11 protein-coding genes are annotated in these 16,009 nt (G+C 67.8%); 3 read left to right on the top strand and 8 right to left on the bottom strand.

The features are described 5' to 3' along the window. Positions 1-58 precede the first annotated feature (58 nt). The 5 genes from WHX56_RS21930 to WHX56_RS21910 form a co-directional block, all read right to left on the bottom strand. Entirely contained in the window at positions 59-2,014 is a 1,956-nt protein-coding gene (locus WHX56_RS21930; protein WP_338878990.1) for a sigma-54-dependent Fis family transcriptional regulator, read from the bottom strand. A 261-nt stretch (positions 2,015-2,275) separates the two neighbouring features. Further along, the gene (locus WHX56_RS21925; protein ID WP_129242507.1) at positions 2,276-2,782 is read right to left on the bottom strand and encodes an acetone carboxylase subunit gamma; all 507 of its coding nucleotides are present in this window, start codon (positions 2,780-2,782) and stop codon (positions 2,276-2,278) included. Positions 2,783-2,813: 31 nt separating this feature from the next. Continuing rightward, a complete protein-coding gene (locus tag WHX56_RS21920; protein WP_338878989.1) occupies positions 2,814-5,138 on the bottom strand; it encodes a hydantoinase B/oxoprolinase family protein in 2,325 nt (774 codons plus the stop codon). 21 nt (positions 5,139-5,159) lie between these two features. Then, the gene (locus tag WHX56_RS21915; RefSeq protein WP_338878988.1) at positions 5,160-7,304 is read right to left on the bottom strand and encodes a hydantoinase/oxoprolinase family protein; all 2,145 of its coding nucleotides are present in this window, start codon (positions 7,302-7,304) and stop codon (positions 5,160-5,162) included. A gap of 521 nt (positions 7,305-7,825) precedes the next feature. Further along, positions 7,826-8,725, bottom strand: a complete 900-nt coding sequence (locus tag WHX56_RS21910; protein WP_338878987.1) for a LysR family transcriptional regulator — start codon at positions 8,723-8,725, stop codon at positions 7,826-7,828. A 191-nt stretch (positions 8,726-8,916) separates the two neighbouring features. On the opposite strand from WHX56_RS21910, the gene WHX56_RS21905 reads away from it, so the two are divergent. Continuing rightward, a complete protein-coding gene (locus WHX56_RS21905; protein WP_338878986.1) occupies positions 8,917-9,798 on the top strand; it encodes a tripartite tricarboxylate transporter substrate binding protein in 882 nt (293 codons plus the stop codon). 7 nt (positions 9,799-9,805) lie between these two features. Further along, entirely contained in the window at positions 9,806-10,972 is a 1,167-nt protein-coding gene (locus WHX56_RS21900) for an alpha-hydroxy acid oxidase (protein ID WP_338878985.1), read from the top strand. On the opposite strand, the gene WHX56_RS21895 is transcribed toward WHX56_RS21900, so the two are convergent. From WHX56_RS21895 to WHX56_RS21885, 3 genes are all read right to left on the bottom strand, one after another. Beyond that, positions 10,954-12,717 (bottom strand): gamma-glutamyltransferase family protein, encoded by a 1,764-nt coding sequence (locus WHX56_RS21895; protein ID WP_338878984.1) that lies wholly within the window; start codon positions 12,715-12,717, stop codon positions 10,954-10,956. The genes WHX56_RS21900 and WHX56_RS21895 overlap by 19 nt on opposite strands. Positions 12,718-12,778: 61 nt before the next feature. Then, a complete protein-coding gene (locus tag WHX56_RS21890; protein WP_338878983.1) occupies positions 12,779-13,771 on the bottom strand; it encodes a tripartite tricarboxylate transporter substrate binding protein in 993 nt (330 codons plus the stop codon). 12 nt (positions 13,772-13,783) lie between these two features. Beyond that, positions 13,784-15,073 (bottom strand): FAD-binding oxidoreductase, encoded by a 1,290-nt coding sequence (locus tag WHX56_RS21885; protein ID WP_338878982.1) that lies wholly within the window; start codon positions 15,071-15,073, stop codon positions 13,784-13,786. A 158-nt stretch (positions 15,074-15,231) separates the two neighbouring features. On the opposite strand from WHX56_RS21885, the gene WHX56_RS21880 reads away from it, so the two are divergent. Continuing rightward, positions 15,232-15,996: an IclR family transcriptional regulator gene (locus tag WHX56_RS21880; RefSeq protein WP_338878981.1), complete on the top strand. Its 765-nt coding sequence runs from the start codon at positions 15,232-15,234 to the stop codon at positions 15,994-15,996. Positions 15,997-16,009 lie beyond the last annotated feature (13 nt).

Genomic DNA, 16,009 nt, shown 5'->3' with positions numbered 1-16,009 from the left:
GTCAATTGCCGCGCACATGGCGATGGGTTTCCGGGCGGACGCGCCCGGCGCGGGCGCCTCAGGCGTCCCGGGGGTCGATTCCCGGCCGTTCGGGCCCGAAACCCAGCGCGTCCTCGCGCGACATGCCGTAGCGCTTCATCTTTGCATACAGCGTGCTCTTCGCGATGTGCAGGCTGCGGGCGGACTGGGTCAGGTTGCCGCCGCTGGCGACGATGCTGCGCCGGATCAGGTCTTCTTCCCCCTGGACGAGGGTGATGGGGCCCGGCGCGGCCAGGGTCGGCGCGGGCGCCTGGCCCACTTCCGGCGGCAGCATGGCCCGCGAGAGCGGCCCGCCGGAAGACAGGAGCACGGCGCTTTCGATGACGTTGCGCAGTTCGCGGATGTTGCCGGGCCAGGGGTAGGCCTCCAGCGCGGCCAGCGCGTCGGGTGCCATGCCGGCGGCCTCCTTGCCGTGTTCCTGCTGGAAGCGCAGGGCGAAGGCCTGTGCCAGCAAGGCCACGTCGCCCTTGCGCGCGCGCAGGGCGGGGATATGCAGGTGCACGACGGCGATGCGGTAATAGAGGTCCATGCGGAAGCGCCCCGCCTTGATCTCTGCCTGCAGGTCGCGGTGGGTCGCGGCGATGAGGCGGAAGTTGACGCGGCGCGCCACGTTCTCGCCCAGGCGATACACCTCGCGCTCTTCGAGCACGCGCAGCAGGTAGGACTGCATGTCCAGCGGCATTTCGCCGATCTCGTCGAGGAACAGCGTGCCGCCCTCGGCCGCTTCGATCTTGCCCCGCATCCCTCCCTTGCGCGCGCCCGTGAACGCGCCGTCGGCGTAACCGAAGAGTTCGCTGGCCAGGAGTTCGCGCGACAGGCCGCCGCAATTGAGCGCCATGAAGGGGCCGTGGCTGTGCAGGCCGCGGGCAAAGAGCTCCTTGCCCACGCCCGTTTCCCCCAGCAGCAGGACGGGGACCGGGGAGCCCCTCAGGCGGCGCGCCTGTTCCACCAGTTCGCCCACGGCGGCGTCGGCCGTGATTACGGTGTTGAAGGGATCGGGCGCGGGCGCGGCCGGCGCGGCCGGCGCGGCCCGCGGCGCGCAAGGGGCCGGCGGATGCCGGGGTAGGATCAGCAGGGAGCCCAGCCGTTCCGCGCCCGAGAGCACGGACTCCACCCATTCGGGCCGCAGCCAGGCCGGCAGCGCGGGGCCTGGGACGCCGGGGGAGTGCGGGCCCAGGGCGAGCCCGGCGATGCGTTGCAACCTGGGCAGGTTGATGCCCGCGCCGGCGTCGTCCAGCGCGCGTTGCGCCTGGGCGTTCGCCTTTATCGGACAGCCGCGGTGGTCGAGCAGGATGACGCCCACGTCGGCGCCCGCCGCCACGAACCGCGCCAGGGCGGCGTCCAGCAATTGGTAGCGGCGCTCCATTTCGGCCGTGCGCAAGCGGCTTTCGATGTGCCTGGCCGAGGTCATGGCGATGGCCAGGTGCTGGCGGCTGTAGGTGCGCGACAGGCCCGAGACGTCGAGCACGCCCACCACGTCGCCGTCCAGCGGATGCCGGATGACGGCGGCCGAACAGGTCCAGCCCTTGATGCCTTCGCAGAAATGCTCGGTGGAATGCACTTGCACGGCCTGCCCGGTGATCAGGGCCGTGCCGATGGCATTGGTGCCGCAGTACGCTTCGCTCCAGTCCACGCCGGGCATGAGATGGATGGCCTGTCCGGCCTCCAGCGCGGTGGGGTCGCCCACGGCGTTGAGGATGACGCTTCTCGTGTCGGACAGCGCGATCAAGGTTCCCAGTTCGGCCAGGGTTTCACAGGCCTGGGCGAGCACGGGCTGGCTGGCGCCGAGCAGATCGCGCTGGCGCTCGCGATGGAGGAACAGCTCGTCCTCGGACAAGGGTTCGGGCCCGCGCGAGGCGCGGGGGTTCACGTCGGCCTGGAGGCAGCGTTGCCAGGACCCTTCGATCAGCGCGCGCAGCGCGGTTCCCGGCGGCCCGGCGATCGTGCCGGACAAGACCGATTCCCAGGCTTGCATGACTGCGCGCTCGGCGGCGGGATCTGAAAACCGTTCCCGGTAGCTTGGCTCCATCGCCTAGTCTCCAAGATGCGATGCATGGGCCGGCTATCCTGCCGGCTGTACGCAGGGCGCGCGCTGCCGCTGGCCCTGGGTCGGGGCGGGCCTAATGCCTGGCCAGCCGCGTTCATTAGACGGCATGAGCGCCAGGCGTCAATCCGGAGCAACCCGGACCGGGACGGCCGCGCCCATCCCGGTCCGGTTCGCGCCGCGGGCCGCCCGCTATGCCGCGCGCTCGGGCAAGGGCAGGTTGACCCATTCCTTGTAGAAGGTATCGATATCCGGCTCGAAATCATGGATTACCGGATACCAGGGCGTGGGAGCCTCGACGTCGTGCAGGGTGCCGCACTGGGGGCAGTAATACTCGCGGTATACCTGCCATTGGGTATCCGGCGCCATGAGCTTGGGATAGACCTCGCTCATGGCCTGGGCGTCCTCGCGTACGTAGACGTGCGCGGCGAGCTTCCAGTTCTGCCGGTAATCGCCGAATTCATGGCCGCAATCGCATTTCGTCACCCAGTGCTTGTCGTGCGCGCGCTGCACGATGTACAGGTGCGGCGCGAGCGGCAGGACGATGCGGTCGTTCCAGTCGAGCTTCTTCTGCAGCGTCTTCAGGTACATCTCGAAGCGCTCGCCGTCCTTCGGCATGGACAGCATGCGGATGGTCGTGTCCCAGTCCAGCCGGCCGTCAACCAGGTGGTCCACCTGTTCCTGCGTGTAAGTCGTCATTGTCGTCTCCTTGTTTTCGCAAGCCGCCGGCTCACTCGTCCACCAGCACGATGGTCTTCACATCGGGCATTTTCGAAAGGTCCATGCGGAACTTGGACCCGTAGGTGGGCACGTCGAGCTCTTCCTCGGTCAGGGTCCAGTCGGCCGGCAGGCTCCAGAAGTCCCGGAACTGCTGCTCGAATTTCTTGGACAAGCCGAAACTCGTGGCGTACATGTGCTGCACCTGGGTCGAGGCGGTCTTGGCCAGGATGCGTTCGCGCTCGGACCGCATCCAGTCGCGCACGGGAACCGCCCGTTCCAGCCTGCGCTTGCGGATGTCCAGGCGCTTGCCGGCCGAGGCCTTGGCGTCGACCTGCCAGCGGCCGGCGCCGTCCTGGGCCACCACGGCGCCGTAGACCTCCAGCGCGTACTTGGGCAGCAGCAGTTCGTTGTTCAGGTCGTCGGCGATGGCGTCGAGCTCGCGGTCCAGGGGGTCTCCGAAGCCGGGGCCGCCGCGCAGGTAGTTGAGATAGAGGTCGTAGTTCTCGTAGCAGTCCTCCGTCGTCATGCACTGCTGGTCCCGCTTGACGCGGGCGCCGGGCGCCAGGTGCTGCTCGTAGTCGGGCGCCTCCGGATTGGTGTCGGCGCCCAGCGGCAGGCTTTCGCCGCGGGCGATGCGGTCCTTCAGGCCGGTATGATGGGCCTCGAAGCGGTAGCCGGTGGCCGCCGGATAGCCGCCCATCAGGCCCCAGTCGCTGTTCATGTAGCCGTTGCCCATGAAGAACATGGTCCAGTCCTGCGCCTTCCAGACCATGCGCAGCGTCTCGAAGCCGCAGCCGCCCCGATACTTGCCGTAGCCGCCGGAGTTGGACTTGGCGTTGCGGCCCAGGTAGAGCAGGGGCTCGGCCATCTCCCAGATTTCCATGTCGCCCATGTCGCCTTCGGGGTTCCAGATGGCGGCGGCGTGGTTCAGGCCGTCCTTGATGGCGCCCGCGCCGGTGCCGCAGGAGCTGGCCTCGAAGCTGTTGACGGCATGGATCTCGCCGTCCTGGTTGATGCCGCCGCCTTGCAGCCAGTTGGAGGTATTGGCGTTGCCGGCGTTGACTTCCTCCAGGTAGCCGCGGCTGAAATACGCCTGCCCCAGGCCGCGCCACAGTGCGCTCCATCCGGACACCAGGAAATGCCATGCGTAGGCGTGGCCGGTGCGCCGGTCGTCGGGGTTCATCCAGGCGCCCTTGGGCAGTCGGAACTCCGTGCCGTAGTAGGCGCCGTCGTTGATGCGCTGGGTGGGCACGAGCGTCTGCGTCATCATCACCCAGATGCCGCTGGTGAACGCCACCTGGTGCGCGTTGTAGCTGTGCCAGCCCCAGCGGCTGGAGCCTTCGAAGTCCAGCCGCCAGGTGCCGTCCTTGCGGATCTCCATCTCCACCGGCGAATGCATGATGGAATCGAGCTTGGCGAAGGCGTTCGAGGTCTGCACGTCCTCGTGCTTGTAGGGCACGTCGACGAACGCCACCTTGCGGTACTTGCCCGGCAGGGTCAGCGCCTTGATCCGCATCTGCAGCCCGCGGCGGCCTTCCTCGATGACTTCATAGGCGAACTTCTCGTAGGCCTCCAGCCCTTCCTCGGCGATGACCTCTTCGATCAGGCTGCGCACCATGTGGCAGCCGGCGATGCGGGTCTTCTCGTCCAGGATCCAGTACTTGGGCGTGCGCACGGCGCGCTGGCTTTCATGCAGCCAGTCCTTGAGCGGCACGTCGTTGATGCCGGTCTTGCGGCAGGTGATCATGTAGCCGTCGCCGAAGCGTTGCGTCTGGCCCGTGGACATGGAGCCGGGCGTCACCGCGCCGGTGTCGATCACGTGCGTGACGCCGCCGACCCAGCCCACCAGCTTGCCCTGCGCGAAGATCGGCACGATGGTGGCGATGTCGCAGGGATGCACGTTGCCGATGGCGCAGTCATTGTTGGTGAACATGTCGCCCGGATTGATGCCGGGGTTGGTTTCCCAGTCGTTCTCGATCATGTATTTGATCGCCGCGCCCATGGTGCCCACGTGGATGATGATGCCGGTGGAGGTCAGCACGCAGTCGCCGGCGGCGTTGTACAGCGTGAAGCAGAGTTCGCCTTCCTGCTCGACGATGGGGCTGGCGGCGATGCGCTTGGCGGTCTCGCGCGCATGCACCAGGCCGCCGCGCAGCTTGGAGAACATTTTCTCGTAGCGGATGGGCTCGCTCTCCCGCAGGTCCAGCCGGGCCAGGCCGTTGTAGTGGCCGCTATCCTTGGTGCGGGCCAGGATGGCATCGCGGAATTGCTTGAGCGTTTCGCCCGTGCCCAGCAGGCCCGAGGCACCGGTTTCCATTCTTGATATCGTGTTCATGTTGTCTCTCCGGGAGTCCGATTACTTGGTTTCCTGCAGGTGGAACAGGCGATGCTTGTCGATGCTTGCCGAAAAGCCCTGCGGCACCACGAAGGTGGTCGCGTCGGACTCGACGATGGCGGGCCCCTTGATCCGGTTGCCCGGCTTGAGCGCTTCCATGTGCCACAGCGTGGCTACGTGCCACTGCCCGCGGCGGTACAGCTTGCGGGTGCCCAGCTTGGCCTCGGCCGGCGGGGTGGGGCCGGCCTCGGGGTCCTCGGGCAGGACCGGCTTCTGGGTGACCACCATGCCGCGCATGATGGCGCCGGTGACCGAGAAGCCCAGTTCGGGCGAGCGGGCGGAACTGGCATAGACGCGGCCATAGGTGTCTTCGAACGCGCCCACGATCCTGTCCCAGTCGTCGGCGCTGCCGGCGCCGGCGCTGGGGGAATCGATTTCCAGGTCGTTCAACTGCCCCATGTACTGCATCCGGTACCCGGGCCGCAGGATCACGTCCTCGGGCTTGAAGCCGTTGATGCGGAATTCCTCGATCACCTTCTCGGCCAGTTCGTTCCAGGCCTGCTGCAAGGTCGCCACGGCCTGGACCTTGTCGGCCTGCGCCGCGACCTGGGGCAGGGCCAGGTCCACGCTTTTGTCGTAGCGGTATTCGAAGTCGGCGCAGGCGCAGCCGAAGGCCGAGAACCCGGCCGCCCAGGCCGGCACGATGACGTCCTTGAAGCCCAGCCCTTCGGTGTAGCCGTAGGTATGCACCGGTCCCGCGCCGCCATAGCTGAAGCACACGAAGTCGGTCGGGTTGTAGCCCTTGGCGCTCACGTTGGAGCGCAGGTATTCACGCAGTTGCAGGTCCAGCAGTTCGATCACGCCGGCGGCCGCGTCCTCGACCGTCAGGCCCAGCGGATCCGCGAGCTGCTGCTTGATGCTCTCGCGGGCGCGGGCGACGTCCAGCTTGATGGCGCCGCCGAGGAAGTTGTCGGGATTGAGGTAGCCCAGCACCACGTGGCAGTCCGATACCGAGACGGTGTCCAGGCCGCTTTCCGGCCAGCAGGTGCCGACGCGGTAGCCGGCGCTGTCCGGGCCGAGCTTGATGGCCCCGCTGTAGGGATCGAGCCGCACGAAGCTGCCGGCGCCCGCGCCTACGGAATCCATGGCGACGAGCGGCAGCGACAGCACCAGCCGGGCCATGTCCGGGTCGGCCACGATGGTGAAATTGCCCTTGGTGATCAGCGCCATGTCGAACGAGGTTCCGCCGATGTCGGAACACGCGATGTTCTCGTAGCCCAGCGCCTGGCCGAGCAGCCGCGAGCCGATGACGCCGCCGATCGGCCCGGACACGATGGTGCGGGCCAGTTCCTTGGCCTTCCAGCTTATCGTGCCGCCGTGCGTGGCCATGACGCGCAGATCGAACTTCGCCCCGTGCTTCTTGAAGCGGTCGCTGACCTTGCGCAAGGTCTGGCGCGAGGGTTCGGCGGCGTATGCCTCCAGGATGGTGGTATTCATCCTGTGGCTTTCCTTGCGCTGCGGGTAGTAGTCCACCGAAGCGAAGACGGGCACGTCGCTGCCCAGCGTGGCCAGCTCGTCCAATGCGATGTCCCGGGCCTGGCGCTCGCTGGCGCCGTTCTTGTGGGATTGCAGCAGCACGATCACCAGGGCCTTGCTGCCGGCCGCCACCAGGTCGCGCACGGCCTGGCGAACCTCGGCCTCGCGCAGCGGGATGACGATTTCGCCCTGCACGTCGGTGCGTTCGGTCACGCCGCGCGTGCGCGACAGCGGCACCAGCGGCTCGTCATAGCGATGGGTGTTGAGGTGGATGCGTTCCTCCAGCGCGTAGCCGAGGTAGCTCTGGATGGCGCGGCCCATCGAATGCACGTGCTCGAACCCCTTGTTGACGATCAGGCCGACCTCCAGCCCCTTGCGCTGCACCACCCGGTTGAGCATCGCGGTGCCGGAGTACACGCAGGTCAGCAACTCCGGGAAGACGTCATCGACATCGCGGTCCCAATGCGCGAGCGCGTCTTGCGAAGAGTTGAAGATGGCAAGGGATTCGTCGGCCGGGTTGCTTTGCGCCTTGCCGACCACAAAGCGGCCGTCCTTGCGGACGAAGAAAGTGTCGGTCATCGTGCCGCCGGCATCGATGCCCATCACCTGGGCTGGGGATTGCAATGACATGAAGAGTCTCCTCGTTGTTGTCCCGCGCGCTTGACGCGGCGCGTGCGGATATCCAAGCAAAATGGATGCCAGCCGCAGGCGCGCCCCGGCGCGATGTGCCGGAACCAGGCTGTGCGAGGGAGGGCGCCTGCGCGGCGGGCCGCGGCGGACGCGAGTAGAGAGGAGAGCGGGCGTCCGAAACCGAGCCGGACGTACGGATTTCGAACGTTTTCACGGCCTGTCCGGGGAGCGGCGGGCCGTCCGGCGAGCGCGCGATGAAGGGCGGGGGACAAGACCCGGCAGATCCGTGACTGGACGATTTCGCGCCGGCCCCAAAGCCGTGAACTGACGCTGACTTGCCACTTCCCGTCGGGCAAGACCTACTCATGTCCGCTAAGCGAGTGCGAGGTCGTTCCGACCGAGACGGTGGAAGGCAAGCTCCTGGGCCGGAACCAGCAGTTCTACGACGGCCAGCTCATTCTGATCGACGTGCTGCAGCGAGGCGGCGAGATCGCGTCCGCCGGGGCGAGCTGGCCCCGGCGCTATCCCGCCTGCCGCCGGATTTCATCCAGGAAGCGCAAGGCCGGCGCCGGCAGGATGCCTTCGCGCCGGTGATAGGCGGCGAACCGGCGCTCGTGGCCCAGGCCTTCCACCTGGAGTTCGCGGATCAGGCCGGCCTTCAATTCAGCTCCGTACATGGGCCGGGTCAGCCAACTGACGAAACCGGAATGCGTGACCAGGCTCTTGATGAGGGGAATCGAGGGGCTGGACACTGCGATCGCGGGCGGTGCCAGGCCTTGCTTCCTAAAGAGGGACACCAGCCGGTTGCGGGGCTCGGTGCGTTCGGGCACGAAGCACCAGCGCTCCGCCAGCAAGGCTTGCATGGCGATGGGCGATCCGCTGTGCAGCGGATGGTCGGCGCCGACGATCACATTCATGCTTTCGTGCCAGGCACAGTCCCTGGCGGCGGCGATGCGCGCGGTTTCCGGGGCCTCAGGGGCGATCACCAGATCGACCTGGTAGGCCTCCAGGCGGGTCGCCAGTTCATCCCAGATGCCTTCCACGACGTCGACGGCGATGCCGGGCCAGCGTTCCAGGAACGCGCCCAGCGCCTTGGGGATGAAGAGCGCGGACGCGCCCGCGGTGACGCCCAGGCGCAACGCGCCCACGGCCAGGCCGCGCATGCGGTTGATTTCGTCGCGGGCGATTTTCTCTTCGCGGCAAAGCAATTGCGCGTGCGGGGCCAGCGCCTTGCCATAGGCCGTCAGGCGCATGCCGCCGGTGTGGCGCTCGAACAGCGGTTCGCCGACGGAGGCTTCCAGGCGCTTGACGATCCGGCTCAGCGCGGGCTGCGTGAGGCCGAGTTTGTCGGCGGCCTTGCCCAGCGATCCGTCTTCGATGACGGCGAGGAATGCGCGCAGTTCTTGCAGGTTGTAGGCCATACCGAAATGTAATGACTTAGGCCTGAAATAACAATTCTCAGGAATGCCGCCGGGCTTCACACTCTGGCCATCCGATATGACCTCACCGGGAGAGAAGCGACATGCGGAAGCGCCAATTCTTGAAAGTCCTGTTCGCGTTGGCTGGCAGCGGGAGCGCGGCCGCCTGTCTGGCGCAAGGGGGTGAAAGACCCGTGGAATGGGTGCATCCCTATCCGGTGGGCGGCGGCTCGGACGCCATTGCGCGCAAGCTCGCGGAAAGTGTCGGGGCGCAGATGGGCCGCGGTTTTTTTGTCAGCAACAAGCCGGGCGGGGCCACGAACATCGCGGCTGCGTACGTGGCCAATGCCAAGGCGCAGGGGGCCATGGTTTTCACGGGCGATTTCGCGACGCTGGCGGCCAATCCGCATCTTTTCGCCAATCTGCCCTACGACAGCGCGAAGGACTTCGCGCCGGCGGGGTTGTACGCGCGTTATCCGATACTGCTGGTGGTGTCGAGCAAGGTGCCCGCGAACAATCTGGACGAGTTTCTTCGCTGGGCCGAAGCCAACCCCGATAGCGCCAATTTCGCCAGCTCCGGCGTGGGCTCTCCGCAGCATCTGGCCGCCGAGCTGTTCCGCGAACGGACCGGCTTGAAGATGACGCACGTGGCCTACCGGGGAGGCGCGCCCGCGGTGACGGACTTGATGGCGGGCGCGGTGTCGTTCGCGCTGATGGACGCGTCGACGGTCGTTCCGCAAATGAAGACGGGGCGGCTCAAGGTCTTGGGCGTGGCCAGCCCCGAACGCATGAAGCACTTTCCGGACATTCCAACGTTGCATGAGCAGGGCCTGACCGGCTTCGAGGCTTTCGCCTGGCAGGGAATGCTGGTTCCCGCGGGGACGCCCCGCGATGTCGTGGACTCGTTGAACCGGGCGCTGGGCGCGGCGCTGGCATCGAAGGCGGTGATCGATTTCTTCGCGAACATCGCGGTCGAGCCCTGGTTCAGTTCACCCGACGAGATGGCGCGTTTCGTGGCTCAGGAGAACGAGCGCTGGGGCAAGATCATCCGCGACCGCGGCATTTCCCTGCAGTAGGTGCCTCGTGCCGATCACGATTGACGATTACCGGCTCAGGGCCAGGAAGGCCCTGCCCAGGTTTGTATACGAGTTCATCGACGGCGGGGCGGAATACGAAACGTGCCTGGGCGCCAATCGGGCCGACTTCGAGCGGATCAGGCTGATGCCGAGGGTGCTGCGGGATACCCGCCGCGTCGATACCTCGGTGGACGTGTTCGGGTCGACCTGGCGCTTGCCGTTCGCGCTGGCGCCGACCGGGTTGAACGGCGTGATTCGCCCCGGGGGCGACGCCATGCTGGCTGCCGCCGCCGCGGAGAGCGGCGTGCCGTTCGTCCTGTCCACGGCATCGAACCAGCGCGCCGAGGACGTGCGGGCGCAGGCGGGCGGAGGCGAACAGTGGCTGCAGTTGTATGTGATGCAGGACCGGCGGTTGGCGGAGCAGATGCTGCGCCGCGCGCGCGGGGCGGGTTATCGTGCGCTGGTCCTGACGGTGGACGTGCCGGTCGGGGGCAATCGCTGGCGCGACGGGCGCAACGGCTTCAGGATCCCGTTCCGGATGACGCCCCGGCTGGCCTGGGACGTGGCGCGGCGTCCGGGCTGGGCGCTGCGGATGCTCAGGGGCGGCCTGCCGCGGTTCGTGAATCTGGCGGAACGGCCCGCCGATGCCTTGCCGCTGGAGGTCCAGGCGTCGCTGCTGGCGAGAAGTATGGACAGGTCCCTGACATGGGACAGCCTGCGCTGGCTGCGCGGCCTGTGGGACGGTCCGTTGTTGTTGAAGGGAGTGCTGCATGCCGAGGATGCCGCGTTGGCGGCAAGCCACGGTGCGGACGGCATCATCGTGTCCAATCACGGCGGCCGGCAACTGGACGCGGCGCCTTCGTCGATCAGCGCTTTGCCAGGCATCGTCGACCGCGTCGGCGATCGCATGCCGGTGTTCCTGGACAGCGGCGTGCGCGGCGGCGCCGACATCGTCCGCGCCCAGGCGCTGGGCGCCCGCGCCGTATTTGTCGGCCGCCCGGCGCTCTATGGCTTGGCGAGCGGCGGCGGGAAAGGCGTCCTGGACGTCATTCGCCTGCTTGCCGAGGACTATGAACGGAACATGATCCTGCTGGGGCTGGATTCCGCTTGCGGCATCCGCAAGGCGGCGGCCCTCGCCCAGCCGCATGCTCCATTTCACCACCCCATCGCATAAGCCGGCCGGCGCGGATCCGCGCCGCCGTGGCGGATGCCGGTCGCGAGGTCGTGCTTCACCGCGCACATGGCGCCGGCGCGCCAACTGCGGTCTTGCCACCATTTGACGGTGTGTCCCATGGCCGCCAGCCGGTCGCCGACGTCGCGGGCGATCAGGTCTTCGATCATCAGCCGGCCGGGCATGGCGTTGTGCGGCTCGAACGAGGACGGGAAGCTGAAGCTGGCGAAGCGGGGCGCTTCGATGGCCTGCTGCACTTCCATGCCGAAGACTTCGATGTTGAGGAAGGTTTGCAGCATGGCCTGGCACTGGACGTCGCCGCCGGGTGTGCCGAAGGGCATGACGTACTGTCCGGGGCGAATGGCCAGGGACGGGTTCGGCGTCAGCCGCGGGCGGCGGCCCGGGCCGATGGCGCAGGGGTGGCCGGCTTCGGCCCAGGACTGGCTGCCGCGCCCGGAGGCGCAGATGCCGGTGCCGGGTATGACGGGCACGTTGTACGAGCCGTCGCTGGGCGTCGCGGAGAAGGCGTTGCCTTCCTTGTCGACCACCGCGACGTAGGAGGTGTCCAGCCGGGGATCGGTGCGGGCCATGTCGTCCGGGCCGGCCGCGCGCAGGTCGATGCCGCGCGCATCGGGCAGGCGGCCGGCGGGCGGCATGTCGGGGCCGGCGCGATCCGGGTCGATCAGGGCCAGGCGGGCGCGCGCATAGTCCTTGGACAGCAGCGCCGTTTGCGGCACGTCGATGTGGCGCGGGTCGCCATAGTGCACTTCGCGGTCGGCGAAGGCCAGTTTGATGGTTTCGGTCAGCAGGTGCACGTAGGGCGCAGTGTTGTGGCCCAGGGTGCGCAGGTCGCGCGGCTCCAGGATGTTCAGCATTTGCAGGAGCGACGGCCCCTGGCACCAGAAGCCGCAGCTATGGACCTGGGTGCCGCGGAAGTCGGTCGACAGGGCGGGGTCGACTTCGACGGAAAAATTGCGCAGGTCGTCGCGGGTGACCAGGCCGCCTTCTTCTTTGTGGTACTTGACGATGGCCGACGCGATGTCGCCTTCGTAGAAGGCGCGGCGGGCGGCGGCCAGGCCGGCTGCGCGGCCCTGGCCCCGGTGCAGGCGTTCCTCGTCGGCCATGTACTGGATGCTGGCGGCCAGGTCGGTCTGGCGGAAGATGGATCCGGCGGGGGGCGGCTTGCCGCCGGGCAGGTAGATGGCCGCGCTGGAAGGCCAGCGGGCATAGTTCTTTTCGTTTTCGGCCAGGACCTCGGCCATCAGCGGGTACATGACGAAGCCTTCGCGGGCCAGGCGTATCGCGCCGGCGGCGACTTCGCCGAAGCTGAGGGTGCCGAAGCGTTCCAGGGCGGTGATCCAGGCGTCGGGCGCGGCCGGGATGACGGTGCGCAGCACGCCCGCCGGTATGGTGCCGCCGTGCTTTTCCAGGAACGTTTCCAGCCGCGCAGCCCGGGGCCAGTGGCCCAGGCCGGATATGCTGGAGACGCGCCCGGTGCTTGCCTGGTAGACCAGGATGGGCGCGACGCCGCCGAAGTTCACGATGTCGCTTTGCACGACGCCCAGCGCAATGCCCGCCGCCACGCCCGCGTCGACCGCGTTGCCGCCGGCCTGCAGGATGTCCATGCCCGCCTGCGTCGCCAGGTAGTGGCCGGCCGAGATCATGTGGTTCAGGCCGGCGAGCGTGGGGCGCATGGAAATTGGGGCGCTGCCCGTGGTCAGGTCGGGCGCATAGGGTGTGGCGGTCATGAAGGTCTCCGGCATAGGGGGCGCGCGTTCGCGCGCGGCGCATGGGGGCTGTGCGGGCGGGTCACTGCGGCTGGATGCCCAGTTTCTGCGTTACGCCTTGCCAGCGCCTGAATTCGGCGTGCAGGTAGGTGCGGAACTGTTCCGGGGTGCTGCCTTCGATGATCACGTCGCGCTCTTCCATCGCATGGCGCACCTCTTCGCCGGACAGGGCGACCTTGGTGGCCTTGTACAGCGCGTCCACGATGTCGGGCGGGGTGCCCTTGGGCAGCAGCAGGCCGTACCACGAGCCGCCCACCATGTTGGGGAATCCGCCTTCCTTGGCGGTGGGGATGTCGGGCGCGCGGTCCAGGCGCTTGTCGCTGAAAATCGCCAGCGCCTTGAGTTTGCCGGACTTGATGAGGGGCAGGGTGGTGCCCGGGGTGTCCAGCGTGTATTGCACCTGTCCGGCCATGACGTCGTTCAGCAAGGCGGCGCTGCCTTTGTAGGGCACGTGCACGGTCTTGATGCCGGCATCCATGTTCAGTTGCTCGGAGAAGAAGTAGTTGGCGGTCATGACGCCGGGCGATGCGTAGTTGACTTCGCCTGGATGGGCGCGCGCGTAGGCGACCAGTTCCGGCAGCGTGTTCGGCGGAAACGCGGGGTGGGCGACGAGGATGAAGGGGCCGCCGCCGATACGCGAAACGGGGATCAGGTCGTTCATCGGATCGTAGGCCAGGCCCTTGACCGTCAGCGGCGCGCCGGTCAAGGGCGATGCCGTGGCGAACAGCACTGTGTAGCCGTCGGGTTCGGACCGGACGACCTGCTGGGTGGCGATGGTGCCGCTGGCGCCGGCGCGGTTTTCCACGACGACGGGCTGCTTCAGTTGTTTGCCCAATTGCTGCGCCAGCACGCGCGCCACGGTGTCGGTGCCGCCGCCCGGGGGATAGCCGACGAGCATGCGGATGGGCTTGTCCGGCCAGGCGTCGGCGCGCGCGGCGGAGGGCTGGGCCAGCGCGGCCAGGGCAGCCAGGCCCGCCATTGCGACGGCGCGGCGGGCGAGTTGAAGGGTGGGCATGAGGGGAACCTCCTAGGAACCGTAGCGGCCGTAGCGGAAGGGGTGCAGATCGATGGCGGGAGCCTGGCCCTGGATCAACTGCGCCATGGCTTCGCCGGCGGCGGGACCGATACCGAAACCATGCCCGGAAAAGCCCGAAGCCAGGTACAGGCCGGGCAGGCGCGGCACGGCGTCCATCACCGGCATCGCGTCCGGGGTCACGTCGATATAGCCCGCCCAGGACTGCTGGATGCGCGCATCGCGGAACGCGGGAAACGCGTGCACCAGCCGGCGCCAGGCCTGTTCGATGCCGCGCGCCGATGGACGGGGATCCAGCACGCGATGCCGCTCGAAGGGCGAGGCGCGGTCCATGGGGAAATGGCGAGGAATCCCCAGCTCTTCAAAGAAGCGCTTGCCGAAACGCAGCCGCACGAAATCGCGGTTGGCCATCCAGGACCGGAGAAAAAGGCGCATGAGCCGGAAACTGTCCGGCACGACGTCGGCCATCGACGCGCCGAACTGGGACACCGTGTAGCCGCCGTCGGCGCGCTTGCGGCAGGTGAAGTTCCTGCCGTTGACGGCGGCCATGGGGCCGGCATCGACGGGCGAGGTGCGCAACACGGAGCCCCGGACTTTCAGTTGCGGGAAATCGGCGCCCAGGTTGCCGCAGAACAGCCGCGACCACGCGCCCGCGGCGACCAGCACGGCCTGGGCGGCGACGCGTCCGTGCTCGGTGACCACGGCGGAAACGCGGCCGGCCGAGAGTTCCACGCCGCGCACCGCGCAACCTTCCAGAATCTGCGCGCCCGCGGCGCGCGCCAGCGCCGCGATGGCGGGAGCGGCCAACTGCGGTTCGGCCACGCCGTCGCTGGCGCTGTACAGGGCGCCGGTCCAGCCGCGCGCGGTTTGCGGCAGCATGCCGCGGGCCTCGCGACTGCCTAGCAGGCGGGCATCGATGCCATAGGCGCGCGCGCCGTCGATCCATGCCTGGTGCCCGGCCGCGTCGGCGTCGGACTCCTGCAGGTACAGGATGCCGCTGCGGCGAAAGCCCACATCGACCTTGTCCTGGATCTCGCCCCATAGCCGGTTCGCGCGCAGCGCCAGCGGGACTTCGGGCAAGTCCCGCCCCAGGGTGCGCACCCACCCCCAGTTGCGCGAGGACTGCTCGCAGGCCACCGCGCCTTTTTCGAATACCGCGACGCGCACGCCGGCGCGGGCCAGCGCATACGCGGTGCTTACGCCTATGATGCCGGCGCCGACGATGGCCACGTCGACCGAGGCGGGTGGCGGGAGGGAATGCGTCAGATCCGGCGATATCGGCACTTGCGCCGCCCATCCTTTATATGATGTTATCGCTATTCGATAATAGAATACGGATAGAGATATCTCTGGCGTTTTTATACCTCGCGTGCCCGGAGCCGAACACCTAGGGTTTGCCTGGGGCCGCGATCGCCATGCCTATTCTTTTGCCCGGAGTCCAGATGGCCGAACCTTCCCCCTTGATGATCCAGTCGCTGGAAAAAGGCCTGGCCGTGCTGGAGTCCTTCCGCGCCCATGCCTCGCTGACGCTGCAGGAAATCGCGCGTGAGAACGGCATCACCATGGGCTCGGCGCAGCGCGTGGCCTACACGCTGGAGCAGGGCGGCTATCTGTACAAGGATCCGCGCACCAAGCGCTACAGCGTGACGGTCAAGGCCGTTGGGCTGGGCTACAGCTATCTATACCGGCAGCCCTTGTTCCAGCACGCGCACGCGGTGCTGCATCAGGTCAACCAGGAATGCGGCGAAATCGTCAACCTGGGCGTGCCCGACGACCAGGACAATATGGTTTTCGTGATGCGCGTGGCGCCAGCTCGGCACATTCCCGAGTACATGCCCGCAGGCACGCGCATTCCGTGCGTGGCGTCCGCCTCGGGACGCGCATTGTGGGCGCTGCTGCCCCCCGCCGAACTGGACCGCAAGCTGCGCAGCGTTGCACGCATCAAGCACACGCCGCGCAGCACCACAGATATCGCCACGCTGCGCGCATTCATCGACGAAGCCCGGCGGGACCAGTACGCCTATGCGGACGAAGAGTTCTACGCGGCGGATCTGAACGTGGCGGCGGTGGTCCATGACGACAAGGGGATGCCCATGGGCGCGCTGAACATCTCGGTGCCGAAGCCCCGCTGGTCGCTGGAGCGCGCGCGCGGTGAACTGGGCCCGCTGGTGATACGGGCGGCCAGGGCGATCAGCAAGCATTCATGATGTTGAACCCGCC

The sequence above is a fragment of the Achromobacter veterisilvae genome (assembly GCF_037619525.1).
GTDB lineage: Bacteria > Pseudomonadota > Gammaproteobacteria > Burkholderiales > Burkholderiaceae_B > Achromobacter > Achromobacter veterisilvae.
The sequence above is the reverse complement of the archived record's forward strand: the minus strand, read 5'-3'. Positions and strand labels throughout refer to the sequence as shown.